The following is a 26225-nucleotide window of genomic DNA, read 5'->3' as shown; positions in this document are numbered from 1 at the left end:
TTGCAAGCGCGTGCGCGCCAAGCTATGGGACGGACATGGATTTTTCGCATGTTCGCGTCTGGATCTTCGATCTGGACAATACGCTTTACCCGCCCGAGGCGCAGCTGTTTTCCCAGATCGAGCTGCGGATGACGGCCTATATGATGCGCGTGCTGGGCGTGCCCCAAGGCGATGCCGACCGGTTGCGGGCCGAATACTGGCGGCTGCATGGCACCACGCTGGCGGGGCTGATGGCTGAACATGACGTGGATGCGGGGCATTACCTGGCCGATGTGCATGACATCGATTTTTCTGTGCTGGCCCCCGCCCCCGATCTGGCGGATGCCATCGCCGCACTGCCGGGGCGGCGGATCATCCACACCAATGGCGATGCCGCCTATGCGCGGCGCGTTCTGGCCGCGCGGGGGCTGGCCGACCCGGCCCTCTTCGAAGCCGTCTTCGGGATCGAGGAGACGGGCTTTCACCCCAAGCCCGCCGCCACGGCCTTCGACCGCGTGCTGGATGCGGCTGGAATCGACCCGCGACAGGCGGCCTTCTTCGAGGATGACCCCCGCAACCTGGCGATCCCCCATGCGTTGGGGATGCGGACGGTCCTGGTGGGGCAGGGGCGGCATGGTCCCGACGCGCTGGAGGGCGTGATCGATCACGGGCCGCATGTGGAATATCGGACCGACGATCTGACCGTATTCCTGCGCGGTCTGACGCGTGACTGACGACCTGCGACAGCCGGACATCTGGCCCCTGCGCAGGAATGGGGACAGGATGGATGCCAGCAAAGGGGCAAGGCCATGACGGGCGACATCGAAGACATCGACATCCTGATCTCGGGCGGGGGCATCGCCGGTCTGATCACGGCGGCGGCTTTCGGGGCCGAAGGGTTCTCGGTCCTCTGCGTCGATCCGGCGCCGCCCGTCACCGATGAGGGGGCGGCAGGGGCCGACCTGCGGTCGACGGCCTTCCTGACGCCCTCAGTCAAGATGCTGGAACAGATCGGGCTGTGGGAACGGCTGGCACCCCATGCGACGGCCCTGCAGGTCATGCGGATCGTCGATGCGGGCGGGGCGGAGCCGACGCCGCGCATGACGCGCGATTTCGACGCCTCCGAGATCGGCGACCAGCCCTTTGGATGGAACCTGCCCAACTGGCTGTTGCGGCGCGAGATCTCGGCCCGCTTGGAGCAGTTGCAGACGGTGCGCTTCCAGCCCGGCACCGGAACGGCGGGCGTGGTGGCCCGCGACGAAGGGGCCATCGTGACCCTGACCGATGGCCGCCGGGTCAAGGCGCGGCTGCTGATCGGGGCGGACGGGCGCAATTCGCCGGTGCGGCAGGCGCTTGGCATCGGGGTCCGTACGTTGCGCTATGGTCAGAAGGCGCTGGCCTTCGCGGTGACGCATGAGCAGCCGCATCACAACATCTCGACCGAGGTGCATCGCTCCGGTGGGCCTTTCACGCTGGTGCCGCTGCCGGATCGGGACGGCAAACCGTCGTCGGCGATCGTCTGGATGGAGAACGGCCGCGAGACCGCCCGCCTCGCCGACCTGCCGCCCGAGGAATTCGAGGCCGAGGTGAATGCCCGCTCTGCAGGCGTGCTGGGCCCCTTGCGCGTGGCGACCCGCCTGACCGAATGGCCGATCATCAGCCAGATCGCCGACCGCTTCACCGGTCCCCGCACCGCCCTGATCGCCGAGGCCGCCCACGTCCTGCCCCCCATCGGCGCCCAGGGGCTGAACATGAGCCTTGCCGATCTGGGTGCGCTGCTGGAGCTGTCGAAGGCCGATCCCGGCAGCGCGGAATCGCTGGCGAAATTCGAACGCACGCGCCGCCCCGAGGCCTATGCGCGGATGCTGGGCATCGATGCGCTGAACCGGGCCAGCCAGGCACAGATGCGCCCCCTGCGCGATTTGCGCGCGGCGGCATTGGGCGGGCTCTATGGCGTCGCGCCGGTCCGTCGGCTGATGATGAAGGCGGGACTGGGTCTGCGCTGACCTTGACCGGCGCCGGAGCCGCACATAGGTCGGGTGCCCGGGGACGACCCCGGCACGATGTTGAACCTCCGGGACGGCCCGGTCCGAACCGGAGCGGATGATGCCCTGGATCCAGCTTTTCTTCGCAGGCCTTCTGGAGGTCGTCTGGTCCACCGCCATGAAGCAGTCGCATGGCTTCAGCAGGCTTGCGCCCACGGCGGTCATGCTGGTCGGGATGGTCGCATCCTTCTGGCTGCTGTCGCTGGCCATGCGCAGCCTGCCGTTGGGAACGGCCTATGCGGTCTGGACCGGCATCGGGGCCATCGGCAGCCTGGCCGTCGGCATGGCGCTGATGGGCGAGCCGATCACCCCCTTGCGCATCCTGGCGGCGACGCTGATTCTGGCGGGGATCGTCCTGATGAAGGTCGCGTCCTGACACCGCCATTGCGTCCCGCGACGCCCGGGGGACTGCATCCCCCGGACCCCCTGCAGGGCGCTTCCGACCCCAAAGGGACCGAAAACCATGCAAACGACGTGCTTTGGGTAATTTCATTCCGCCAAGCACGGTGCTAAACGCAACGGCAGCCAAAGGAGATCAGCCATGCCCGCCTATCGTTCCCGCACAACCACCCATGGCCGCAACATGGCAGGCGCGCGTGGCCTGTGGCGTGCGACCGGCGTCAAGGACAGCGATTTCGGCAAGCCGATCATCGCCATCGTCAACAGCTTCACCCAGTTCGTTCCCGGCCACGTCCATCTGAAGGACCTGGGCCAGATGGTCGCCCGCGAGGTCGAGGCCGCCGGGGGCATCGCCAAGGAATTCAACACCATCGCCGTCGACGACGGCATTGCGATGGGCCATGACGGCATGCTCTATTCGCTGCCCTCGCGCGAGGTGATCGCGGATTCGGTCGAATACATGGTCAACGCGCATTGCGCCGATGCGATGGTCTGCATCAGCAATTGCGACAAGATCACGCCGGGCATGCTGATGGCGTCGCTGCGCCTGAACATCCCCACCGTCTTCGTGTCGGGCGGCCCTATGGAGGCTGGCAAGCTGGTGCTGGAAGACGGCAAGCTGAAGGCGCTGGACCTGGTCGATGCCATGGTCGCCGCCGCCGACGACGCCTATTCCGACGAACAGGTTGAGGCGATCGAGCGTTCGGCATGCCCCACCTGCGGGTCCTGCTCGGGCATGTTCACCGCCAATTCGATGAACTGCCTGACCGAGGCGCTTGGCCTGTCGCTGCCCGGAAACGGGTCCACGCTGGCCACCCATGCCGACCGCAAGCGCCTGTTCGTCGAGGCGGGCCATCTGATCGTCGATCTGGCCAAGCGGTATTACGAAGGCGAGGATGCATCGGTGCTGCCGCGCAACGTGGCCAGTTTTGCGGCCTTCGAGAACGCGATGACGCTGGATATCGCCATGGGCGGCTCCACCAACACCGTCCTGCACCTTCTGGCCGCCGCGCATGAGGCCGGGATCGACTTCACCATGTCCGACATCGACCGCCTGTCGCGCAAGGTGCCGGTCCTCTGCAAGGTCGCACCTGCCAAGGACGACGTCCACATGGAGGACGTCCATCGCGCTGGCGGCATCATGGCCATCCTTGGTCAGTTGGACAAGGCGGGCCTGCTGGATACGACAGTTAACAGCGTTCACTCAGGCACGCTGGCGCAGGCGCTGGACCGTTGGGACGTGTCGCGTACGCAATCCGAGGCCGTGCACGACTTCTATCGCGCGGCACCCGGTGGCGTGCCGACGCAGGTCGCATTCTCGCAAAGCCAGCGGTTCGAGAACGTCGATCTGGACCGCGAAAAGGGCGTCATCCGCAGCGCGGAACACGCATTCTCGAAGGACGGCGGGCTGGCCGTGCTTTACGGCAACCTGGCCGAGGACGGCTGCATCGTGAAGACCGCGGGCGTGGACGAATCGATCCTGAAATTCGAAGGCCCCGCCCATATCTTCGAAAGCCAGGATGACAGCGTCAGTGCCATCCTGACCGGCAAGGTCAAGCCCGGAGAGGTCGTGCTGATCCGCTATGAAGGTCCGCGCGGCGGGCCGGGGATGCAGGAAATGCTGTATCCGACCAGCTATCTGAAATCGAAGGGCCTGGGCAAGGAATGCGCGCTGGTCACGGATGGCCGCTTCTCGGGCGGCTCCTCGGGGCTGTCGATCGGCCACGTCTCACCCGAGGCGGCAGAAGGCGGCACCATCGGTCTGGCCGAGCAGGGTGACCTGATCCGCATCGACATTCCGAACCGCCTGATCGAGCTGGTCGTCGATGACGCCACCCTGGCCGCCCGTCGCGAAAAGCGCGAAGCTGCCGGATGGAAGCCCGAAAAGCCGCGCAAGCGTCAGGTCTCGACCGCGCTGCGGGCCTATGCGGCCATGACCACCAGCGCGGCCAAAGGAGCGGTCCGGGTGATCCCGGACTGATCTTCTCGGTTGCCCAAATACCCAATCAACGCAGGCCCCCCGCGATGCGGCTTCGGGGCCTGCGCTATCCCAACGGGCCGGGGCGCCTTTCCTCTGACAGCATGACATTCGCCTCGACCTGACCCACGCCGGGCAGGGTCATGATCCGACGGCGCAGGATGCGCTCGAAATCGGTGATGTCGCGGGCGGTGATGCGCAGACGATAGTCGAACTGCCCTAAGACATGCTGGACCAGCTGCACCTCGGGGATGGCGGTGACGGCGCGCTCGAAATCCTCAAGGCTGGTGCGGCCCTTGGCGGCAAGCCGGATGCCCAGAAAGACCGTCACGCCAAAGCCCAAAGCAGCGTTGTCCAGCATCACCCGCCGACCCGCGATGATGCCGTGATCGGTCAGCCGCTTGATGCGCCGCCAGGCCGCGGGCTGGCCGATGCCCACGGCTCGACCGACCTGCGCGGCGCTTTGGGTGGCGTCATGCACCAGGATGCGCAGGATGGCGCGGTCGGTGTCGTCCAGATCGGTCACAGGGCCAGATCCTCGCTGTCCTTGATGGTGGAAACCAGCATCAGCGCATCGATATCGGCGATATGGGGCAGGGTCAGGATGCGGTCCCGATAGACCTGCTGCCAATGCGCCATGTCCCGGGCGATCACCGACAGACGCCAGTCGACGCTACCCAGAAAGCTCTGGATCTCGATCACCTCGGGGACGGCGCGGACGGCTGCCAAGAATTCATCGAAGGCGCGTGGGTTCGTCTTGTCCAGGGTGAAGCGCAAGCTGACCTGAACCTCCCACCCCAGGGCGCGCCAGTCGATGCGGGCCTGCACGCCCTTCAGCACGCCGGCCTCGCGCAGGCGTTCGATGCGCCGCCACAGGCTGGCGGTGGTGACGCCTGCCCGTTCGGCCAGCTGGGCGTTCGATGCCGAAGGGTCCGCCATCATGTGGCGGAGTATGCGGCGATCCGTATCATCGGGCATCAATTTCATCGTTAAATCCATACGCGGACATGATCCTTTCGGAAAGCCCGAATATCTTGTTGCGATTGAATGAAGTCATCGGTGTCATCGGGCTATAACCATGTCAGCAGACAAGAAGGATTTCATCATGCGCGTTTACTACGACCGCGATTGCGACGTGAACCTGATCAAGGACCTGAAGGTCGCGATTTTGGGTTACGGAAGCCAGGGCCATGCCCATGCGCTGAACCTGCGCGATTCGGGTGCCAAGAACGTCGTCGTCGCACTGCGCGAAGGCAGCCCCTCGGCCGCCAAGGCCGAAGGCGAAGGCCTGAAGGTCATGGGCATCGCAGAAGCGGCCGCATGGTGCGATGTCATCATGTTCACCATGCCCGACGAACTGCAGGCCGAGACCTACAAGAAATACGTCCATGACAACCTGCGCGACGGCGCGGCGATCGCCTTCGCCCACGGCCTGAACGTGCATTTCGGCCTGATCGAGCCGAAGCCCGGCGTCGATGTCATCATGATGGCCCCCAAGGGCCCCGGCCACACGGTCCGCGGTGAATACGTCAAAGGCGGCGGCGTGCCCTGCCTAGTCGCGATCCATCAGGACGCTTCGGGCAAGGCCATGGATATCGGCCTGTCCTATTGCTCGGCCATCGGTGGCGGTCGTTCGGGCATCATCGAGACCAACTTCCGCGAGGAATGCGAAACCGACCTCTTCGGCGAACAGGCGGTCCTGTGCGGCGGTCTGGTCGAGCTGATCCGCTGCGGCTTCGAGACGCTGGTCGAGGCGGGCTATGCCCCCGAGATGGCCTATTTCGAATGCCTGCACGAGGTGAAGCTGATCGTCGACCTGATCTATGAAGGCGGCATCGCCAACATGGACTACTCGATCTCGAACACCGCCGAATACGGCCAATACGTCACCGGCCCGCGCATCCTGCCCTACGAGGAAACCAAGGCCCGTATGAAGGCGGTTCTGACCGACATCCAGCAGGGCAAGTTCGTCCGCGACTTCATGCTGGAAAACCAGGTCGGCCAGCCGACGCTGAAAGCCTCGCGCCGTGCGAACGACGAACACCAGATCGAACAGGTCGGTGCCAAGCTGCGCGAGATGATGCCTTGGATCTCGAAGGGCAAGATGGTCGACAAGGCCCGCAACTGATCCGCGGACCTGCCGAATTGGAAAGCCCGGGCAATCGCCCGGGCTTTTTTCATGCTTCCAGCTTGTCCTGCGTGCGGGTCTGGAAGTCGGAGGCGTCGTGGCGTTCGCGCAGCTGCTTGGACGGATCGCCCGAGGTCGCGTTGACCATCTGGCCGCGCTGGACGGCGGGGCGGGCGGCGATCTCCTGCTGCCAGCGGTGCAGGTTCTTGTAGCTGGCGGCATCAAGGAAGGTCGCGGCATCGCCATAGGCGCCACCGGTGATCAGGCGGCCATACCAGGGGAAGATCGCCATGTCGGCGATGGTGTATTCCTCGCCCGCGATGAAGCGGTTGTCGGCCAGACGCTGGTCCAGCAGGTCCAGCTGGCGCTTGACCTCCATCGTGAAGCGGTCGATGGCGTATTCGATCTTGACCGGCGCATAGGCATAGAAATGCCCGAAGCCGCCACCCAGATAGGGGCCCGCGCCCATCTGCCAGAACAGCCAGTTCAGCGTCTCGGTCCGCGCGGCGGAGTCCTTGGGCAGGAAGGCTCCGAATTTCTCGGCCAGATACAGCAGGATCGAGCCGCTTTCGAAGACGCGCTGCGCGGGCGTCACCGAATGGTCCATCAGCGCCGGGATCTTCGAGTTCGGGTTCACATCCACGAAGCCGCTGGAAAACTGGTCGCCCTCGCCGATGTCGATCAGCCAGGCATCGTATTCCGCGCCGGTATGGCCTGCCTCCAGCAGCTCCTCCAGCATGATGGTGACCTTCTGGCCGTTCGGCGTCGCCAGCGAGTAAAGCTGCAGCGGATGCTTGCCGACCGACAGTTCCTTGTCGTGCGTCTTGCCGGCGGTGGGGCGGTTGATGCTGGCGAATTTGCCGCCGTTTTCCTTGTTCGGCGTCCAGACCTTGGGTGGGGTATAGTCTTCGGTCATGTGATGTCCTGTCGCTGACTGACCCTCAAGATGTGGTGGGGTTTGCCAAACATCAACCCGGCACGAGGTCTTGGCAAATGTTCCGCATATGTTCTATGATCGCGGCATGCTTCTCCCGCGCGATCCCGACGAACGCCTGAAGGCCCGTGGTGCCGACACCCGCCCCGCGGGACGGTTCGAGGCCGAGGCCCGCGAACGTCATGACGATGGCTGGGACATCCCCGAGGATCAGCATCTGCTGCGCACGCAGATCACCATGGAGCGTCCGCGCAGCATCATCACGCGCAATACCTCGCCCGATGTGCCGTTCGACCGGTCGATCAACCCCTATCGCGGCTGCGAACATGGCTGCATCTATTGCTATGCGCGGCCCAGCCACGCCTATCTGGGCCTGTCGCCGGGACTGGATTTCGAAACCTGCATCACCGCCAAGGAAGGCGCGGCGGACCTGCTGGAACGTGAACTGGGGCGGCCCAGCTACAAGCCCGCGCCGATCGCGCTTGGGACCAACACCGACCCTTATCAGCCGGCCGAGGCCAAGCTGGCGATCATGCCCGGTATCCTGAGGGTGCTGCGCGATTGGAACCACCCCGCGACATTGATTACGCGGGGGCAGACGGTGCTGCGCGATCTGGACCTCTGGGCGGAAATGGCGGCGCGCGACATGGCGACGGTGGGGGTCAGCATCACGACACTGGACGCATCGCTGGCCCGCGCAATGGAGCCGCGCGCCCCTGCGCCCGAGACGCGCCTGCGCATGATCCGCGACCTGGCCCGCGCGGGCGTTCCGGTCCGCGTCATGGTCGCCCCCGTCATCCCCGTGCTGACAGAACCCGAGATCGAGGCCATCCTGACCGCCGCCCGCGAGGCCGGGGCCACCACCGCCAGCATGATCCCCATCCGCCTGCCGCACGAGGTCGCGCCGCTGTTTCGCGACTGGTTGGAACGCCACCGGCCCGGCATGGCCGCGCATGTGATGAACCGCATTCAGGCCATGCGCGGCGGGCGGGACAACGATCCGCGCTTTGGTCACAGGTTTCGGGGCGAGGGGGTCGAGGCGCAGCTGGCGATGCAGCGCTTCCGGCTGGCCCGCAAACGGCTTGGCTATCGCGAAGGACAACCGGCGCTGGATTGCAGCCGATTTGGCCGCCCACCCAAGGCAGGCGACCAGATGTCGCTGTTCTAGTGACGGCGGCCGATGATCTGGCCCTCGGTCCCGTCGCTGGCCGAACTGAACGGCCCCAACAGCATGGTGATCTGTTCCAGCGTCGGGCGGGGTCCGGCGGGACGCGTTTCCAGCGCCTCGCGCATGGCGCGCAGATGTTCGGGCATGGTCCCGCAGCAGCCACCGATGACGCGCACGCCCATGTCGCGGGCCAGCACGGCGTAATCGGCCATCAGTTCGGGCGTGCCGTCGTAATGGATGTTGCCGTCATGCATGTGCGGGACGCCCGCATTGCCCTTGGCGATGATCGGGCGTTCATTGCCCGATGCGACAAACCCGGTCACCGTGCGCAGCAGATCCGATGCCCCGATGCCGCAATTCGCACCATAGGCGACGGGCGGGTTCGGCATGCGTTCCACCGCCGAAGACAGCTCGGCCGAGGTGGTGCCCATGATCGTGCGCCCCGCCGTGTCGAAGCTGAGCGATCCGCACCAGGCCATGTCGACCAGGCGCGCGGCCTCGGCGGCGGCCTTCATCTCGTCGATGGAACTCAGCGTCTCGACCCAGAGGATGTCGGCCCCGCCATCCTTCAGGGCCTGCGCCTGTTCATGAAACATCTCGGTCGCGCGGGCGCGGGTCAGGCTGCCCATGGGGGCCATGAATTCGCCGATGGGGCCCATGCTGCCGGCCACGATGACCTTGCGGCCCGCGCGGTCGGCCTCATCGCGGGCGATGCTGGCGGCAAGGCGGTTCAGCTCGGTCACGCGATGCGATGCGCCCTGCAGGCGCAGCCGGCTGGCGTTGGCGCCAAAGCTGTTGGTCAGGAACAGGTCGGATCCGGCTTCGATGGCGCTGCGGTGCAGGGCGGCGATGCGGTCGGGGTGATCGGCGTTCCACATCTCGGGCGGGGTCGCGCCGTCCAGCCCCATGTTGAACAGCGCGGTTCCCGTCGCACCGTCGGCCAGGACGAAGGGCGCAGTTTCCAGCATCAGACTGAGGGCATCGGTCATCTTCTTGTCCTTCGCAGGCAGGGTCATCGACCCCGTGTCGGGATCCGCAAGCATCAGGTCCATGTCGTATAACGCCGTGTCGTGAAAGAATTTTCACACGAACGTATGAAAAACCGCGCCGGTTTCCCGGCGCGGTCGATTTAGTGCGAAGATATCGGCCGATCAGTTGCGATCGTCGTCGCCGTCATCTTCGTTCGCGCCGCCGATGTCGTCGAACAGCTCGGCGATCTCGAATTCGGCTTCGGCATCTGCCTCGGCAGCCATGTCCTGAATCGACTTGCCCTGCGCCTGCAGTTCAGCCTCTTCGTTGGAACGTGCGACGTTCATGGTGATCGTCGCTTCGACTTCCGGGTGCAGGACGACGGTGACGTCGTGCATGCCCAGGTACTTGATCGGCTCGCGCAGGACGACCTGCTTGCGATCGACCGAGAAGCCGGCTTCGGTTGCGGAATCGGCCGCGTCACGGGTCGTGACCGAACCGTAGAGCGCGCCCGAATCGGATGCCGAACGGATGACGACGAAGACTTCGCCGTCCAGCTTGGCCGCGATCTTCTCGGCTTCGGCTTTCGATTCCGCGTTGCGGGTTTCCAGCTGTGCCTTCTGACCTTCGAACGCCTTGATGTTGGCTTCCGAAGCGCGCAGAGCTTTCTTCTGCGGCAGCAGGAAGTTGCGGGCATAGCCCTGTTTCACGTTGACGACTTCGCCCATCTGGCCAAGTTTCGCCACGCGTTCCAGCAGGATGACTTGCATGTGTTAGTCTCCTTACTTCACGACGTAGGGCAGCAGGGCAAGGAAGCGTGCGCGCTTGATGGCACGAGCCAGCTCACGTTGCTTCTTGGCCGAGACAGCGGTGATGCGCGAAGGCACGATTTTGCCGCGTTCGCTGATGTAGCGCTGCAGCAGACGGGTGTCTTTGTAGTCGATCGCAGGTGCGTTGTCGCCCGAGAAGGGGCAGACTTTGCGACGACGGAAGAACGGTTTGTTCGCCATGTCTCAGATCTCCTCAGTTACGCTCGCGGCGGTCGCCGCGGTCACCACGGTCGCCGCCACGGGGACGGTCGCCACGCTCTTCGCGCTTCTGCATCTGGACCGAGGGGCCTTCCTGATGCTCGTCCACGCGGATGGTCATCACGCGCATCACGTCATCATGCAGGCGGGCCAGGCGTTCCATTTCCAGCACGGCCGACGACGGGGCGTCGGTGCGCAGGAAGGCGTAATGGCCCTTGCGGTTCTTGTTGATCTTGTAGGCCAGGGTGCGCACACCCCAGTATTCGTGTTCGACGACCTTGCCACCGTTGTCGGCGAGAATGGTCGAGAAGTGTTCGATCAGCCCTTCGGCCTGCGTGTTCGACAGGTCCTGGCGGGCGATCAGCACATGCTCATACAGAGACATGGCGATCCTTTCGGTTTTCGGCGCATTTCATCGACGGGTCGTCCCTTCCGCACCCGTCACGAGAGGCTGCGCAGTTTCTGGATGCAGGCGGAAGGATGGGGCTTCATAGCAGCGATTGCTGACGATGCAAGGTGATTCGGGTAATGCGTTGCCTGCGGGCGACGCGGCGGAACACGCCCGCCTTGTCCGGCGCCGATCGGGCATGGACCCCGATGCCCGCGCCCCGAGTTGTCATCACACAGCTGCCAACAAGTTCAAGGAAGCCAGACGATGAAGACAGAAGATACCGGATCGGGCAGGTTGGAAACCTGGACGGTCGCCGAGGTCGCCGCCGCCCTTAGGTCCGATGAAATCGCTATGATCGACGTGCGGACCCCCGCGGAATACATGTTCGAACAGATCCAGGGTGCGCTGCTGGCACCTATGGCCTTCATCGTGCCCGAACGGCTGCCCTTGGGCGGTGACAAGCCGGTGGTGCTTTATTGCGGGTCGTCCAAGCGGTCCGAAAAGGTCGCGCGGCAGATCCTGGCCTCGGGGGTGACCGATCGGATCGCCCATATGGACGGCGGTTTCGCGGCCTGGAAAGAGGCGGGCCAGCCCTATCGCGGCACGGACATGGCATCGGGTGCGCCGGTCGTGACGCCAGCCGCCAAGTCCGGCTGATGACCTCTTGCGGGGGCGGGGGCGTCGGGGCAGTCTGAGCGCCGCAACAAAAGGGGATGATGATGGCGCTTGAAGACGCGAAGACGCAGGTGGATCAGGCTTTCACGCGGGCCGACCCGCGCGGCCTGTCGTTCGAGAACGCCTTCGGTGGCGCCACCAGCTTCCTGCGCCGCCGCTATACAAAGGATCTGACCGGCGTGGATGTGGCGGTCACCGGCATTCCCTTCGATCAGGCCGTCACCCACCGTCCCGGCACGCGTTTCGGCCCCCGTGCCATCCGCGAGGCATCCAGCCTGCAGGCCTTCGACGCGCCCTATGGCTGGGGCTATGATCCGCTGAGCCTGCTGAACGTGGCCGATTACGGCGACATGCCCTTCGATTACGCCAATATCCGCGATGTGCCTGCGCGCATCACCGCCCATATCGGCGCGATCATGGATGCGGGGGCCGCGCCCATCACGCTTGGGGGCGATCATTTCATCACCCTGCCGATCCTGCGCGCCATGGCCGAACGCCATGGCCCGGTCGCGCTGATCCAGTTCGATGCCCATTCCGACACCTGGGTCGATGACGACCCCGACCGCATCGACCACGGCACCTTCCTCTACAAGGCGATCAGGCAGGGGCTGGTCGATCCGGCGGCCTGCGTCAGCGTCGGGATCCGCACCGACAATCCCGACACATTGGGCGTGACCATTCTTGATGCACCTTCCGTGCATCAGGACGGGGTGCAGGCCACGCTGGAGCGTATCCGCGCCGTGGTGGGCGACCGCCCCACCTATGTCACCTTCGACATCGACGCGCTGGACCCGGCCTTCGCGCCCGGCACCGGCACGCCCGTCTGGGGCGGTCTGGCCAGCTGGCAGGCGGCGGCGCTGCTGCGCGGGCTGGCGGGTATCAACATGATCGGCGGCGACGTGGTCGAGGTCTCGCCCCCCTATGACACCACCGGCGCGACGGCCATTGCAGGCTCGCATGTCGCCTTCGAGCTGATCGCGCTTTACGGTTGGAACAGGCGCGGGTAACCCGAAACCATGTTGCCCCCAGACCGCCTTGCCCAGATCACCCAACGGTTCGAGTATCTCGAAGCGCAGTTGAACGCTGGTGCCGCGCCCGACCAGATCGCGAAGATCAGTCGCGAATATGCGGAGCTGAAGCCTGTCGTCGAAGGCATCGCCCGCTGGCGAGAGGCTACCGAGGCCCTGGCCGAGGCCCGCGCCATGCTGGCCGACCCTGAGATGCGCGAACTGGCCGAGGATGAGCTGCGCCGACTGAACGCCGAACTGCCCGAGTTGGAACAGCGGCTGCGCGTGGCCCTGCTGCCCAAGGACGCCGCAGATGCCCGCCCCGCCATCCTGGAAATCCGCCCCGGCACCGGCGGGGATGAGGCTGCGCTGTTTGCGGGCAACCTTCTGTCCATGTATCGCCGTCACGCCGAACAGCAGGGCTGGGATTTTCAGATGCTGGAACTGACCCAGACAGAACTGGGCGGCGTCAAGGAAGCCATGGCCCGCATTGCCGGTGACGGTGTCTTTGCGCGGCTGAAATACGAATCCGGCGTGCACCGCGTCCAGCGCGTGCCCGAAACCGAATCGGGCGGGCGCATCCATACCAGCGCCGCCACCGTCGCCGTCCTGCCCGAAGCCGCCGAGGATGTCGAAATCGACATCCCCGCGACCGACATACGCATCGACACCATGCGGGCCAGCGGCGCGGGCGGCCAGCACGTCAACACCACCGACAGCGCCGTGCGCATCACCCACCTGCCAACCGGCATCGTGGTGACCAGCAGCGAAAAGTCCCAGCACCAGAACCGCGCCAATGCCATGGCCGTGCTGCGTGCGCGGCTTTACGACATGCAGCGCCAGAAGGCCGATGACGAACGCGCCGCCGACCGGAAGTCTCAGGTCGGCAGCGGCGATCGCAGCGAACGCATCCGCACCTACAACTTTCCGCAGGGCCGCATGACCGATCACCGCATCAACCTGACGCTTTATGCCTTGGACAAGATCATGGCGGGCGATCTGTCCGAAATCATCGACGCCCTGACCGCCCATGACCAGGCGGCCCGTCTGGCGGACGCCGAATGAAGCTGTCGCAGGCGCAGGCGGATGGCGCCGCCCTGCTGCGCGCGGCCGGCATCGAGGGTGCATCGCGCGACGCCGACCGCATCCTGGCCGCCGTTCTGGACATGGAGCCGGGCCGCCTGCGCATCACCGAGGATCGCGACCTGACCGCCGATGAGGCCGCGCGCTTCAACAAGGGCATCGCCGCCCGCGCCCTGCACCAGCCGGTGGCGCAGATCGTGGGCTTTCGCGATTTCTGGGCGCATCGCTTCAAGGTCACCCGCGACACGCTGGACCCGCGCCCCGAGACCGAGGCCCTGGTCGAGGCCGCCTTGGCCCGCCCGTGGAAGACGGTGCTGGACCTGGGGACGGGGACGGGGGCGATCCTGATCTCGCTTCTGGCGGCGCGGGCCGGGACGACGGGCGTCGGCACCGATATCTCGGAAAAGGCGCTGGAGGTCGCACGCCACAACGCCCGTCGCATCGGCGTCAACGCGCGGTTCCGGCAGGCCGACTGGTATCAGGGCGTCACCGGCGAATTCGACCTGATCGTCTCGAACCCGCCCTATATCGCGGCGGATGAAATGGCGGGACTGTCGTCGGACGTTCGCGATTGGGAACCCCGCCAGGCGCTGACGGATGGCGCCGACGGGCTGACCGCCTATCGCGCCATCGCGACGGGGGCGCGGTCGGTTCTTGCCCCGCGCGGCATCCTCCTGACCGAGATCGGCCCCACCCAAGGCCGGGCGGTCGCGGCGCTTTTCGCGGACCAAGGTGCCGCGACCGCCGTGCTGCCCGATCTGGACGGGCGCGACAGGGTGGTGCTTGCGGAATTCGGCCGCTGATCAGCCCTTTCCCGCGCAGATGCTGCATTTTTGGCAGTTTTTGCTTGTCATATCTGGGGTGGCGTGGTTAGTCGGCTTCGTGCAGCAGGCCGACAGCCACTGTACGGTCAGCCTGACACTGCCGATTCCGACAGGGCGCGCGATGCGCCGTTGCTGGGGCGAGGCAGGGCTGAACGGAGAGGACAATCACGCCCCCGTAGCCATCCGACACCGCCGTCCAGTTCACTCTGGCACCCCTGCGATCAGAAACATTACAGACAGACTGATGAGATCATCAAAATCCCGTTCGCGTAGCAAATCCAATCGCCAACGCTCGCTTGGCAATGTGGTCAACCGTGTCTTCGACAGCTCGGGGCCCGAGGGCAAGGTGCGTGGCACCCCTCAGCAGATCATCGAGAAATATTTGACGCTGGCGCGTGATGCGCAGCTGTCCCACGACCGCGTGGCCGAGCAGAGCTTCCTGCAGCATGCCGAACATTACACCCGCATGCTGGGTGAGGCGCAGCGCGAGATGGCCGAACGCCAGGGCCAGTCGAATGGCCAGTCGAACGGTCAGAACAACCGCCAGGACGACGACGGCGGCTATTCGAACCACGGCTATGGCACCGGTCATAACGCCAGCAATCACAACAACAACGGCAATCAGGGATCGCGCAACGATCAGCGCGGCGACCAGCAGGGCGACGGCGGCAATGGTGGCCAGAACCAGCGCCGCGACAACAACCGCGACCAGCAGAACCGCCAGCCGCGGGGCGATCAGGCCGATCAGCAGACCGAAGCCGCGCCCGAGGCCGCCCCGGCCCCCGCGCCCCAGCAGCAGCCCAGCCTGCCCGATGCCGTCGCCGCCGGCGACGAGGATCAGGCGACACCCGTGACAACGCCGGAAACCGAACCTGCGCCCAAACCCGCCCGCACCCGCAGCTCGCGTCCGCGCACGCCGCGCAGCGCCACGGGAACGACGACGCGCAGCCGCCGCAAGCCGGTGGCCGAGGATGGCGCCGCAGCGGCCGCCGAGGCGCCCAAGGGCGGCAGCGACGCCGAGTGATCCGCGTCTGACACCGAGAACAACGAAGGGGCCGCAGCATCGCTGACGGCCCCTTCTTCATGCGGTCGTGCGTGGTCTCAGCCCGTGGCGCGGGCCTCGGACAGGGCGCGGGCCAGGGCGCAGAAGCGTTCCAGGTCGATCTCCTCGGCGCGGGCGGTCGGGGGGATGTCGCAGGTCAGCAGCAGCGATTCGATGCCGGGGTGCAGACCCTTCAGGCTGGCCCGAAGCATCTTGCGGCGCTGGTTGAAGGCCGCGCCGGTGATCTGCGACAGCACGGCCGGATCGGCGGGAAAGCGCGGTTCGGGCAGGGCGGTCAGATGGACGACGGCGGAATGGACCTTGGGGGCGGGAACGAAAGCCTCGGGGGGCAGATGCATGACGATCTGCGCGTCCGCACGCCATTGGGCCAGTAAGGCCAGACGACCATAGGCCTTGGAGCCGGGCTTGGCGGTGATCCGCTCGGCCACTTCCTTCTGGAACATCAGCGTCAGGGACTGCCAGAAGGGCGGCCATGCGCGCGGTGTCAGCCAGCGGATCAGCAGTTCGGTCCCGACATTATAGGGCAGGTTGGCTGCGATGCGGATCGGCGGGGTCAGATGCGCCAGCGGGTCGATCTCCAGCGCGTCGCCGTTGATGACGGTCAGGCGGCCCGGATAGGCCTCGGCGATCTGTTCCAGCGCGGGCAGGGCGCGGGGGTCCTTCTCGATCGCCAGCACGTGGCGCGCCCCTTGGGCAAGCAGGCCGCGCGTCAGGCCGCCGGGGCCGGGGCCGATCTCCAGCACGTCGCAATCCTTCAGATCGCCCGCCTGCCGCGCGATCTTCGAGGTCAGGTTCAGATCCAGCAGGAAGTTCTGGCCCAGCTGCTTCTTGGCCCGCAGGTCGTGCATGGTGATGACGTCGCGCAGCGGCGGCAGGTTGTCGATCATTTGCGGGCCTTTGCCATGTCGCGCGCCATTCTCAGCGCGGCGATGGTGGATGAGGGATCGGCCAGACCCTTGCCCGCGATGTCGAAGGCGGTCCCGTGATCGGGCGAGGTCCGGATGAAGGGCAGGCCAAGCGTCACATTGACGCCCCCTGCGAAATCCAGCGTCTTGATGGGGATCAGCCCCTGGTCGTGATAGGCGCAGACCGCCGCATCGTAACCCGCCCGCGCGGGAGCGTGGAACATGGTGTCGGCGGGCATGGGGCCGGTCAGGTTCAGCCCCTGGTCGCTCAGATCCTCCAGTAGCGGGATGATCATGTCGCGTTCCTGCGTGCCCATCGTGCCGCCTTCGCCCGCATGGGGGTTCAGCCCCGCCACTGCGATGCGCGGGGCCGGAATGCCGAAATCGCGGATCATCGCGGCATGGGTGATGCGGATTGCCTGTTCCAGCACGTCGCGGGTCAGGGCCGCGGGCACGTCGGCCAGCGGAATGTGGATCGTCGCGGGCACTACGCGGCAGGGCGGCGTCACCGTGGTCGAGGCCAGCATCATCACCACCGGCACATCGCCGCCCAGATGCGCCAGATATTCGGTATGTCCGGGGAAGGGGAAGCCCGCGCCTTCCTTCAGTGCCTGCTTGCTGATGGGCGCGGTGGTGATGCCTGCGACCTGACCCTGCATCGCCAGATCGACGGCGCGGGCGATGACGTCGATCACCCCTTGGGCATTGGCCGGATCGGGGCGTCCCGGCGTGGCGGGGGCCGCGAAATCATGGCGCAGGACCGGCAGATGGCCCGCTGGAACCGCCTCGCCCGGATGATCCACCGTAGTCCACAGCGTTCCATCGGGCAGGTGGCGCGGATCGCCCATCCAGACCAGATCGACCCCGCAGGCCAAGGCCAGCGGAGCCAGTTCGGGGCCGATGCCCGCGGGCTCACCGCAGGTCAGCAGGATGCGTTGCGCCATCGGATCAGGGCCGCCGGATGACCGCATCGGCGCGCAGATCGGCCAGAAGGCCCTCGGCGGCGGTGTTGATCTTGTCGTTGAACAGCTGGTCCTTGACGGCCTCGCGGTCGGGGATGCCGCCGGTCCGGGGGATGGCGTTCTCGACGCCGTCCTCGGGCAGGGCGGTGGTGGGAACCTCGGCTTGGGCGGCAAGGGCGGGCTGGCGCGAACACAGCATCACCAGCTCGGCGCCCGCGCCCATCGGGACGACCCCCGCTTCATCCGCGTCAAGCGAGGCCAGCCGCGATGCGATCAGCGTCGGGATGGCACCCTGCGATTGCGTCTGGCGCTGGACGGCGGCCTGCGGACCGGCATCGGAATAAAGCTCGTCGCAGCTGCGGGTGCGGGCGGCCAGGGCCTGCGCCTCTGCGACCGAGGCCATGCGCAGCGTCAGATAGTCCAGCACCTGTTCACGCGCGCCCGGACGCAGCGATCCTTGCGCATCGCGCAGCAGGAACAGCACCACCGCGCCATCGACGGGAAGGGGCTGGGTGACCTGACCGGGCTGCAGCGCCGTCAGGATCGGCCGCAGCGAGGGCGGCAGATTGTCCAGCGGCAGGGTGCCCAGCTGCCCCCCGGCCTGCGCCGAGGGTGCGGCCGAATACTGCCGCGCGGCCTGGGCGAATTGTTCGGGCGTGGGACGCGATGCGACGATCCGCTGCGCCAGTTGCAGCGCCTGCTGTTCGCGACCCGGAGGCGCGGGGATGATCAGTTCCGCCAGGGTCACGCGGTCGATGATCGGCGTTTCGATCACCCGCTTCAGTTGCTGGTCGATTTCCGCGTCCGAGACCTCGATCTGGCTGACCAGCCGCGCCCGCACGACATCGCGCCAGACGGTGCCCGCCTCGACGAAGTCGCGAAAGACGCCGGCCTCGATCCCCGCGCTTTCCAGGCGCGCGATGAAGCTGGCCGAATCCAGACCGGCACGCCCGGCGAATTCCTCCATCCCGCGCTGCAGGTTCTCGGGCGTGATGGTCACGCCGATCTGCTTTGCGGCCTGCACGCGCAGGCGGTCGTCGATCAGCGCCTTCTCGGCCTCGGCGGCCGAGGTGTCGGGTGCGCCGATCACCTGCATGAAGCGCTGGCGCTGGTCGACCTCATAGCGGGTGACGGCGCTGTCGTTGACGTAGACGACCGGCTGGAACAGGTTCTGTGCCATGACGGGCGTGATCGCGCCGGTGGCCACCACCGCCGCCAAGGCGATACCGGATAGGAAATGCCGCATCTGCTGCCCTCAATCTTGGTTCTTGGCCGGCAGATTAGCGCATGCAGCTGCGCCGCGCCACCGTGCCGGGTCCGTCTTGTTGCTGTCCGAAGCCGCCCAATCGCACCGAGAGGTCGAAGCTGGTTTCCGCCCTGACCGTATCGGAACTGGTGAAACGCCGCGACAGGCCGGTTTCCACGGTGATGCATTCGTTGCGATAGGCGATCTCCAGGCTGGCCTCCTGCGCGCGGTCGGCTACGAAGTCGTAGCGGGTTTCCGCCGTCCCCCACCAGCCGTCCTTGATCTGCCAGCCGATGTTGGCGGCCAGTTCGCTGGCGTCGTCGTCGCGACCCTCATCCTCGCTGCTGTCGATCCAGAGGTATCCGGCGGACACCTGCAGGTCGCTGCGCAGCCACCCCATGCGCAATTCGTTGCGCGAGATGCGGAAGCTGTCGTCGAAAAGCGCGCGGTTGGCCACGGCCAGCCCGGTGCCGCTGTCGTAATGCGCCGCCAGCAGCCAATCCGACCGGGACCCGCCAAGCGGCGAATCGGGACCGAATTCGCGCGCATCATCGGCACGCACCACCCGGCCGCCTGTCACGCCAAGCGACCAGCCGGTCGGATCGATCCGCGTCCATGTGGCACCGATATTGGCCCGCAACCCGGTTTCGCGCACGTCATAGCCGGGGAATCGGTTGTCGGAAAACAGGTTGCCCTCGTCGAACTCGATCAGGCGGCTGTCCTCGTTGGGGATGTCGCGATCGTCGTCGCGCGGGGAATAGAGCACCTGCACCACCGGCTCGACGATATGGGTGGCATTGCCGCGCGTGGTGGACAGCGGCCAGCGCAATTCGACGCCGACCTGCGGATCGACGCGGGTGACCAGCCGGTCGAAGCGGCTGTCCTGGCCGATGCGATAGATGTCGGCGTCGACCCCCGCCAGTGCGGCCGCCACCACCCCGCCGGGCAGGATGGTGCTGCGCCGCCAGTCGACACCCACCGACCCGCGCGCGACGTCGCGTCCGATGATATCGTCGTCCGAGGGGCGGCGGTGGGCATGGGCAGACCATTCCAGCACGGCCTCGCCGCCAAGATAGGCGGGCGACAGGCGGCGGCGCCAGATGACGTCCGCGACCTGCGCGGGGGATGTGGCGTCATCTTCGTCGTCGCGAAGGCTGTCGTAATTGCCGACCCGTCCCCAGACCAGCTTGTCGCGGCGCACGCGTTCCAGCGAAACCCCGCTCCAGAGGCGGTCGGCGTCGGTGACGTCGTAATCCAGCAGATAGGCCCGGTCGGAGGCCGTCTGGATCTGTACCCCAAGGCGATATCCGCGCGGAATGTCGAAACGTGCCGCGCCGAAGAAATAGCCTCGCGTGTCGCCCGGGCGGATGTCGTCGCGGCTGATCGCACCGTTCCATTCCAGCCCGCCGTTGGCGAAGGCCTGACGATAGCGCAGCTCCAGCGTGGTGGTGCGGTTGACCGACAGATAGGGCGTCAGCGTCACGTCGGCACTGTCGCCAAGCGTCTGAAAATAGGGCAGCTTGACCCCGAACCCCAACCCCGAGGTCGTTCGGATCATCGGTCGCAGAAAGCCCGATTGCCGGTCCACGGTCGGATCGGGCGCCGAGACCGTGAAGGGTGCGGCGGCGATGGGGATGCCGAAGGCGCGCAGCTGCGGGTGGTCGAAGGTGATGCGCTGCGCCTCGGCGTCATGGGTGATCTTGCGGGCGCGGATTTCCCACAGCGGCGTCGGGTTCGATGCGCAGACCTGGCAGGATGAGGCGACGACATCGGTCAGCTCGGTGATGCGGCCATCGTCGCGCCGCTCCAGCCGGTTCGAGGCCATCTGCAGTTCGCGGTTCAGCACCAGCCGGGCGCCGTTGACGATGCCGTCCTGCAATTCGCGGTCCAGCTGGGCGCTGTCGGCGATCAGGATCGGATTTTCGTCCGGGTCGGCACCGGGGCGGGACAGGTGGATCGGTCCCTCGATGGTCAGATCGCCGGATGCGCCGTCCACGATGATGCGCGATGCGATCAGCCGGTTGCCTTGGTGCCAGACCACGACGCCCCCGGCGGCAATCAGCGTCCGGTCGCCCTTGACCAGCACGTTGTCGGCTAGGACCGTCGCCGCCCCCTGACCGCCATCCGTGCGGTTGCCGTCCAGCGTCACGGCCGCATCGGGTTCCGCCGTCGCGGGCGCGTTCGAGGTCGGCGTCCGGTCGCCCACCGGATTGCTGCCCAGCTGCTGGGAGGCGGGCGCCAGCGCCGAGACCCCGCGCGTCGCCGTCAGCGCCGTTCCCGGCATGTCGGGCATCGCGGGCATGCCCGTGCCCTCGTCGAACATCGATTGCGCGGCGGCAGGGGCCATCAGGGCGGTCGCACCCAGCATCGCCATCGCAAGGGCAGGGCCCAGTCCCGAAGCGTGAATGCGCAAGCTCATCCGTCCTCTCGTTTCAGTATCAGGGCCAGGGCGAACAACGCGCCGACCAAGGGCGGGGTCCATGCGGCCATGGCCGGGGTGATCTGCCCGTTGTCCCCCAGAATTTGCGCCAGATTGCGCAGGAAGAACAGGGCAATCCCCGCGGCGAAGGCCATCAGGACGGCGACCCCGGTATTTCGGCCACGCACATGCTGCATGGTGAAGGCGGCGGCGATGATCACCATGGCGGCCATCAGGAAGGGGCGGGCCAGCTCCATCTGGAACCAGGTGCTGTGGCGGGCGGCGGAAAAGCCCGCACGCTCCAGCCCGGCGATGAAGGCCGGCAACTGCCAGACGGGCACGGATTCGGGGCGGCCAAAGCCGTCGCGGATGCGCTGTGCGGTCAGGTCGCTGGCCAGCCGCATGCTGTCGCTGCGGGTGACGGAGGCCTGCGGGTTCGGTTGATCCAAGGCGAAATCGCTGACATCCGTCAGCTCCCATGCGCCGGGGGTCAGGCGGGCCTCGCGCGCCTCGATGCGGCGGATGGGACCCGCGTCGGGGCCGAAGACTAGGAAGCTGGCATCATAGAGCGTGACTGCATCGGGGCTGGTGCGGCGGGCGCGGATGACGATCTGGCCGCTTTCCTGGCCGTCGGTCTGCATGCCCTGGCGCAACCAGACGGCGCTGTCTCCGACGCTGACGGTCTGCTGACCCTGCCGGTCGATCTGGGCCACGGCCTCGTCGTAATATTGGCCGGTGGCGGCGACCAGCGGGTTGATCAGTCCGACCATCAGGCAGCCCAGCAGGATGGCCGTTGTGACCGGTGCCCGCAGCAGCTTGATGCCCGACCGCCCCGATGCGCGGATCGCCACCATTTCCGAACTGCGGGCCAGGTTCAGGAACATGGCGATGGCCGCCAGGACCGTCACCAAAGGCAGGATGGAATAGAAGCTGTCGGCGATGTTCAGCGCAGACAGACGTGCGGCTCCGGACAGGCCGATGTCGCGGTCGGAAAAGCGGCGGATCATCTCGATCATGTCGACAAGGAACAGGATCAGCAGAAAGACCCCCGCCACCATCAGGAAACTGCGCAGGAAGCGCCGCGCGACATAGCAGGCCAGGATCATGCCGAAACCCCCTTGGGTCCACGGGGCCGCGCCGCCAGCCACAACAGGGCCATGCACAGAAGCGCCCCCACCAGCGCGGGCAGATACAGCAGCGGCCAGAGCGCAAGGTTGCGCCCTACCTGGTTGGCGGCGGCATTCGACAGGAACTGGACCAGGATCAGACCCAGGATTGCCCATCCCACCTGTCGCCAGACGCCGAACCGGGAAAAGCCGCCGATCAGCAGCGTGGCAAAGCCCAGCATCGCGGCAATCGGCGACAGCAGGGGCTGGGCGATCCGCTCATGCGCCTCGCGTCTTGCGGCGGCGGCGGTCTCGCCGGTGGCCTGCAGCAGTTCCGCGTCGGGGTTCAGCAGGCGCAGCGTGCCATAGTCGCGAAGGTCGCGCCCCTTGCTGCTGCTGCCTGCGAACATGCCGCCGATGTCATAGCTGAATTCCTGAAAACGCGTCACGGACAGGTCAGGTCCCGTCGCGCGCAGCGTCATGGTCTGGGCCATGCCTTCCAGCAGCACCAGCACGGGACCGGTATCGGTCCGCACGACCAGCGCCTCTTGTGCGGTATAGGTGACCTGCCGGTCGGGATCGCGGTCGTCCTCGATGAACAGGTCCAGAAGTCGTCCGTCGGATGCGATGTCGCGGATGAACAGCGTCACGTTGTCTGCCGGATACTGGAAGGAACCGGGGCGCAGGAACTGGGCGGTCACGTTCTCGGCGATCTCGGACGACCGGTCGGCCAGTCGGGCGCGGGCCATGGGCACCAGCCCGTGGACCAGCACCGCGACCATCAGCCCCACCGTCAGGCCGAAGACCAGGACCGGCCGCGCCAGCCGCCAGGGCGACAGGCCCGCCGCCTGCATGGCCACCAGCTCGGATTCGCCCGACAGGCGGTTGGTCCCGTAAGCGGTGGCGGCGAAGGCCGCGACCGGCAGCACCACGGAAATCACCAGGGGCAGCGTCAGCGCCGTGAATTCCAGCACCACCAGCGCCGTCTGGCCGTCGTTCAGCAGGTCGTCGAACAGGCTGACCGCGCGGTTGATCCAATAGACGGACACCAGCACCAGCGCGAAGAAGCCGAACAATGTCAGCATCAGACCAAGGACGTATTTGTCGATCCGGGGCATGGACGGCCTTTTCCTGCGTGACGTTCATTCCTGCTTAGCGGCAAGGGCGGCTCTGGAAAAGAGGCGGGCGGGGGTCTAGGTTCGAGTTCAACACGACACGAGGATCCTTTTTCGATGACCCAGCCTGTTGAGATCAACTTCACCGACAATGTCCCCGAAAAGATCGCCGAACTGCAGGGCCGCATCGCGCTGATCCTGACGGCGACCGACCGGCTGCCCGGCAAGCTGCCCCGCCCCGCACGCGAGGCCGCGACCCGCGCGCTGGCCTCGAAGGCGGGGCAGGCGCTGAAGCCCGGACAGGCGCTGGAACTGGCCTTTCCCGCCGGGATGGAGGCCGAGAGCCTGCTGCTGATCCTGCTGCCGCATTCCGCCACCCAGTCCGAGGCACGCCGCGCTGGCGCCGCCATCGGCGCCAAGCTGGGCCGGGGTCACATGCTGGTGATGGCCGGGGCGCACAAGCTGTCCAACGACGTGGCGCTGGGGCTGGCGCTGCGCAGCTATGACTTCGGGGTCTATCACACCGACCGCGAGGATGCGGATGAGGCCCGCCCGCAGGTCACCTTCCTGGTCAAGAAGCCCGAGGAACTGGCCCGCGTCGCATCCGACGCTGCAGCCCTGGCCGAGGGCGTCTTCTTCACCCGTGACCTGGTCAACGAACCCGCCAACGTGCTGACCACCACGGATTTCGCCGACCGCCTGCACGCGATGGAGGAGATCGGCCTGGAGGTCGAGGTTCTGGAAGAGGACGAGCTGGAGGCCCTGGGCATGCGCGCCCTGCTGGCTGTCGGCCAAGGCAGCGAATCGCCATCCAAGGTCGTGGTCATGCGCTGGAACGGCGGCGAGGATGAGGCCCCCTTGGCGCTGATCGGCAAGGGCGTCGTCTTCGACACCGGCGGCATTTCCATCAAGCCCGCTGCGGGCATGGAGGACATGACCATGGACATGGGCGGCGCGGGCGTCGTGGCGGGCGTCATGCGCACGCTGGCGCTGCGTCGGGCCAAGGCCAATGTCGTGGGTCTGGTCGGCTTGGTCGAGAACATGCCCGACGGCAAGGCGCAGCGCCCCGGTGACATCGTGAAATCCATGAAGGGCGACACGATCGAGGTGATCAACACCGACGCCGAGGGTCGCCTGGTTCTGGCCGATGTGCTTTGGTACGCGCAGGAACGCTTCGAGCCCAAGGCCATCGTCGATCTGGCCACCCTGACGGGTGCGGTCATCATCGCCCTGGGCCATGACAATGCGGGCGTCTTCTGCAACGACGACACCTTCGCCGACCAGATCCTGACTGCCGCCAAATCCGAGGGCGAGGGCGCATGGCGTCTGCCCTTGGGCAAGCCCTATGACGATCTGATCAAGTCGCGTCTGGCCGACATGAAGAACACCGGCGGCCGCGCGGCGGGGTCCATCACCGCGGCGCAGTTCCTGCAGCGCTTCATCAAGCCGGGTCAGCCTTGGGCGCATCTGGATATCGCGGGCGTTGCGCTGCCGCCCTCGGCCACCGATCTGGCGCCGAAGGGCGCGACGGGTTGGGGCGTGATGACGCTGGATCGTCTGGTTCGCGACCAGTTCGAAGCCAAGTGATCCTGCTTCCGATCATCATCGCGTCCGGCACCTGCCGGACGCGGGGGGCTGCGTGATCCGATGGGGAACGCGCTGTTCTATCACCTGACACGCTCGCCCGCCGAACAGCTGGTGCCTGTCCTTCTGGGCAAGGCGATGGCTGCCGGATGGCGTTGCGAATTGCGCGCCGCTGAGGCGCAGCGGCTGGAACGTCTGGACCAGCACCTGTGGCAGGGCGAGGGCTTTCTGCCCCACGGCATGGCGGGCGGTCCGCATGACGCGCGTCAGCCGGTACTGCTGACGGTGGCGGGGCAACAGGCGGCCAATGATCCGGCCTGCCTGATGGCGTTGGACGGTGTGGCTGTCACGCCCGACGAAATGGCCCGCCTTGACCGCGCCTGCATCATCTTCGACGGTGGCGACGACAGCGCGACCGCCCGCGCCCGCGATCAATGGCGCGAACTGACCGGCGCGGGGATCGAGGCGCAATATTGGTCTGAGGAATCGGGCCGTTGGGAACGCAAGCGCTAGGCTGCGGCGTGGCCTGCCAGCCGCGCATGCAGATCCTCGCGCCGCAGATCGGCCTTGGGGCCCTGCATCACGGCGCGGCCACGCTCCATCACCAGGAAATCGTCGCCCAGATCCCAAGCGAAGTCGAAGAACTGTTCGACCAGCACGATGGCCATGTCACCCCGGTCGCGCAGGGCGGCGATGACGCGGCCGATCTGGGCGATGATGTTGGGCTGGATGCCCTCGGTCGGTTCGTCCAGCAGCAGGACGCGGGGTTTGGTGATCAGGGCGCGGGCGATGGCCAGCTGTTGCTGCTGACCCCCCGACAGGTCGCCGCCGCGCCGATGCGCCATCTCGGCCAGAACCGGGAAGCTGTCGAAGATCTCGTCGGGGATGCGGCGTTCGGCGCGGGGCAGGCAGGCAAAACCGGTCTCCATGTTCTCGCGAACGGTTAGCATCGGAAAGATGGCGCGGCCCTGCGGGACGTAGCCGACGCCAAGCTGCGCCATCTGCTGGGCGGTGACGCGGCCCAGGGGCTTGCCGTCCATGGTGATCTCTCCGCCCGAACGCGGGTGCCGTCCGGCCAGCAGGTTCATCAGGCTGGTTTTGCCCACGCCGTTGTTGCCCATGACACAGGTGACGGCGCCGGGGCGGGCCGCAATGTCGATTCCGTGCAGGATCTGGCTGCCGCCGTAATGCAGGGTCAGGTTGGTCGCGTTCAGCAT

At 66.6% G+C, this 26225-nt stretch carries 27 protein-coding genes; 13 read left to right on the top strand and 14 right to left on the bottom strand.

The genetic code is table 11. The features are described 5' to 3' along the window. Positions 1-35 precede the first annotated feature (35 nt). The 4 genes from DDE75_RS00715 to ilvD all read left to right on the top strand — a co-directional run bounded on the left by DDE75_RS00715 (position 36) and on the right by ilvD (position 4404). Positions 36-713 carry a pyrimidine 5'-nucleotidase gene (locus tag DDE75_RS00715; RefSeq protein WP_108500474.1) on the top strand — a complete coding sequence of 226 codons (678 nt, stop codon included), beginning with the start codon at positions 36-38 and terminating at the stop codon, positions 711-713. A gap of 75 nt (positions 714-788) precedes the next feature. Further along, positions 789-1985, top strand: coding sequence for a UbiH/UbiF family hydroxylase (locus DDE75_RS00710; RefSeq protein WP_108500473.1), 1197 nt, complete (start codon positions 789-791; stop codon positions 1983-1985). A 97-nt stretch (positions 1986-2082) separates the two neighbouring features. Next, the gene (locus tag DDE75_RS00705; RefSeq protein ID WP_472462633.1) at positions 2083-2400 is read left to right on the top strand and encodes a DMT family transporter; all 318 of its coding nucleotides are present in this window, start codon (positions 2083-2085) and stop codon (positions 2398-2400) included. Between the two features lie 165 nt (positions 2401-2565). After that, entirely contained in the window at positions 2566-4404 is a 1839-nt protein-coding gene (gene ilvD, locus DDE75_RS00700) for a dihydroxy-acid dehydratase (RefSeq protein WP_108500472.1), read from the top strand. Between the two features lie 64 nt (positions 4405-4468). On the opposite strand, the gene DDE75_RS00695 is transcribed toward ilvD, so the two are convergent. Both DDE75_RS00695 and DDE75_RS00690 read right to left on the bottom strand, forming a co-directional pair. Beyond that, entirely contained in the window at positions 4469-4927 is a 459-nt protein-coding gene (locus DDE75_RS00695) for an Lrp/AsnC family transcriptional regulator (RefSeq protein WP_108500471.1), read from the bottom strand. Next, positions 4924-5379 carry an Lrp/AsnC family transcriptional regulator gene (locus DDE75_RS00690; protein WP_108500864.1) on the bottom strand — a complete coding sequence of 152 codons (456 nt, stop codon included), beginning with the start codon at positions 5377-5379 and terminating at the stop codon, positions 4924-4926. The genes DDE75_RS00695 and DDE75_RS00690 overlap by 4 nt, the downstream gene beginning before the upstream one ends. A 127-nt stretch (positions 5380-5506) precedes the next feature. Here DDE75_RS00690 and ilvC point away from each other — a divergent pair, with 127 nt between their 5' ends. Beyond that, a complete protein-coding gene (gene ilvC / locus DDE75_RS00685; RefSeq protein WP_072296473.1) occupies positions 5507-6529 on the top strand; it encodes a ketol-acid reductoisomerase in 1023 nt (340 codons plus the stop codon). A gap of 49 nt (positions 6530-6578) precedes the next feature. Here ilvC and yghU read toward each other — a convergent pair whose 3' ends face one another. Beyond that, on the bottom strand, positions 6579-7445 hold the full coding sequence (gene yghU, locus DDE75_RS00680; protein ID WP_108500470.1) for a glutathione-dependent disulfide-bond oxidoreductase: 867 nt from the start codon (positions 7443-7445) through the stop codon (positions 6579-6581). Positions 7446-7551: 106 nt separating this feature from the next. On the opposite strand from yghU, the gene DDE75_RS00675 reads away from it, so the two are divergent. Further along, on the top strand, positions 7552-8631 hold the full coding sequence (locus DDE75_RS00675) for a PA0069 family radical SAM protein (RefSeq protein ID WP_108500863.1): 1080 nt from the start codon (positions 7552-7554) through the stop codon (positions 8629-8631). Here the strand turns inward: DDE75_RS00675 and bmt are convergent. From bmt to rpsF, 4 genes are all read right to left on the bottom strand, one after another. Next, a complete protein-coding gene (gene bmt / locus DDE75_RS00670) occupies positions 8628-9620 on the bottom strand; it encodes a betaine--homocysteine S-methyltransferase (protein ID WP_108500862.1) in 993 nt (330 codons plus the stop codon). The two genes, DDE75_RS00675 and bmt, sit on opposite strands and share 4 nt — an antisense overlap. A gap of 162 nt (positions 9621-9782) precedes the next feature. Continuing rightward, entirely contained in the window at positions 9783-10370 is a 588-nt protein-coding gene (gene rplI / locus DDE75_RS00665; protein ID WP_108500469.1) for a 50S ribosomal protein L9, read from the bottom strand. Positions 10371-10382: 12 nt separating this feature from the next. Beyond that, positions 10383-10610, bottom strand: a complete 228-nt coding sequence (gene rpsR / locus DDE75_RS00660) for a 30S ribosomal protein S18 (protein ID WP_042247758.1) — start codon at positions 10608-10610, stop codon at positions 10383-10385. Between the two features lie 13 nt (positions 10611-10623). Beyond that, on the bottom strand, positions 10624-11013 hold the full coding sequence (gene rpsF, locus DDE75_RS00655; protein ID WP_108500468.1) for a 30S ribosomal protein S6: 390 nt from the start codon (positions 11011-11013) through the stop codon (positions 10624-10626). Between the two features lie 270 nt (positions 11014-11283). Here rpsF and DDE75_RS00650 point away from each other — a divergent pair, with 270 nt between their 5' ends. From DDE75_RS00650 to DDE75_RS00630, 5 genes are all read left to right on the top strand, one after another. Further along, positions 11284-11676, top strand: a complete 393-nt coding sequence (locus DDE75_RS00650) for a rhodanese-like domain-containing protein (protein ID WP_108500467.1) — start codon at positions 11284-11286, stop codon at positions 11674-11676. Between the two features lie 62 nt (positions 11677-11738). Then, the gene (gene speB, locus DDE75_RS00645) at positions 11739-12701 is read left to right on the top strand and encodes an agmatinase (protein ID WP_108500466.1); all 963 of its coding nucleotides are present in this window, start codon (positions 11739-11741) and stop codon (positions 12699-12701) included. Positions 12702-12710: 9 nt separating this feature from the next. Next, positions 12711-13766, top strand: a complete 1056-nt coding sequence (gene prfA, locus DDE75_RS00640; RefSeq protein WP_108500465.1) for a peptide chain release factor 1 — start codon at positions 12711-12713, stop codon at positions 13764-13766. Next, positions 13763-14587, top strand: a complete 825-nt coding sequence (gene prmC, locus DDE75_RS00635) for a peptide chain release factor N(5)-glutamine methyltransferase (protein ID WP_108500464.1) — start codon at positions 13763-13765, stop codon at positions 14585-14587. The genes prfA and prmC overlap by 4 nt, the downstream gene beginning before the upstream one ends. Positions 14588-14852: 265 nt before the next feature. Then, positions 14853-15632 (top strand): DUF4167 domain-containing protein, encoded by a 780-nt coding sequence (locus DDE75_RS00630; RefSeq protein ID WP_108500463.1) that lies wholly within the window; start codon positions 14853-14855, stop codon positions 15630-15632. Positions 15633-15709: 77 nt separating this feature from the next. On the opposite strand, the gene rsmA is transcribed toward DDE75_RS00630, so the two are convergent. From rsmA to lptF, 6 genes are read right to left on the bottom strand one after another with little or no spacing between them, the layout of a single operon-like run. Beyond that, complete coding sequence (gene rsmA, locus DDE75_RS00625) at positions 15710-16558, bottom strand: 16S rRNA (adenine(1518)-N(6)/adenine(1519)-N(6))-dimethyltransferase RsmA (protein WP_108500462.1); 849 nt, start codon at positions 16556-16558, stop codon at positions 15710-15712. Then, positions 16555-17520: a 4-hydroxythreonine-4-phosphate dehydrogenase PdxA gene (gene pdxA, locus DDE75_RS00620; protein WP_108500461.1), complete on the bottom strand. Its 966-nt coding sequence runs from the start codon at positions 17518-17520 to the stop codon at positions 16555-16557. The genes rsmA and pdxA overlap by 4 nt, the downstream gene beginning before the upstream one ends. Before the next feature lie 4 nt (positions 17521-17524). Next, on the bottom strand, positions 17525-18784 hold the full coding sequence (locus DDE75_RS00615) for a peptidylprolyl isomerase (protein WP_108500460.1): 1260 nt from the start codon (positions 18782-18784) through the stop codon (positions 17525-17527). 34 nt (positions 18785-18818) lie between these two features. Further along, the gene (locus DDE75_RS00610) at positions 18819-21203 is read right to left on the bottom strand and encodes an LPS-assembly protein LptD (protein ID WP_245894571.1); all 2385 of its coding nucleotides are present in this window, start codon (positions 21201-21203) and stop codon (positions 18819-18821) included. Beyond that, positions 21200-22309: an LPS export ABC transporter permease LptG gene (lptG, locus tag DDE75_RS00605; RefSeq protein WP_108500458.1), complete on the bottom strand. Its 1110-nt coding sequence runs from the start codon at positions 22307-22309 to the stop codon at positions 21200-21202. The genes DDE75_RS00610 and lptG overlap by 4 nt, the downstream gene beginning before the upstream one ends. After that, positions 22306-23427 (bottom strand): LPS export ABC transporter permease LptF, encoded by a 1122-nt coding sequence (gene lptF / locus DDE75_RS00600; protein ID WP_108500457.1) that lies wholly within the window; start codon positions 23425-23427, stop codon positions 22306-22308. The genes lptG and lptF overlap by 4 nt, the downstream gene beginning before the upstream one ends. 114 nt (positions 23428-23541) lie before the next feature. Here lptF and DDE75_RS00595 point away from each other — a divergent pair, with 114 nt between their 5' ends. Both DDE75_RS00595 and DDE75_RS00590 read left to right on the top strand, forming a co-directional pair. Continuing rightward, entirely contained in the window at positions 23542-25011 is a 1470-nt protein-coding gene (locus DDE75_RS00595; RefSeq protein WP_108500456.1) for a leucyl aminopeptidase, read from the top strand. 60 nt (positions 25012-25071) lie between these two features. After that, the gene (locus tag DDE75_RS00590; protein ID WP_108500455.1) at positions 25072-25521 is read left to right on the top strand and encodes a DNA polymerase III subunit chi; all 450 of its coding nucleotides are present in this window, start codon (positions 25072-25074) and stop codon (positions 25519-25521) included. Here the strand turns inward: DDE75_RS00590 and urtE are convergent. Continuing rightward, positions 25518-26225, bottom strand: a complete 708-nt coding sequence (gene urtE, locus DDE75_RS00585; RefSeq protein WP_108500861.1) for an urea ABC transporter ATP-binding subunit UrtE — start codon at positions 26223-26225, stop codon at positions 25518-25520. The two genes, DDE75_RS00590 and urtE, sit on opposite strands and share 4 nt — an antisense overlap.

This window comes from Paracoccus indicus (assembly GCF_003056335.1).
GTDB classification, from domain to species: Bacteria; Pseudomonadota; Alphaproteobacteria; order Rhodobacterales; family Rhodobacteraceae; genus Paracoccus; species Paracoccus indicus.
This window is presented reverse-complemented; position numbering and strand designations above follow the sequence as displayed.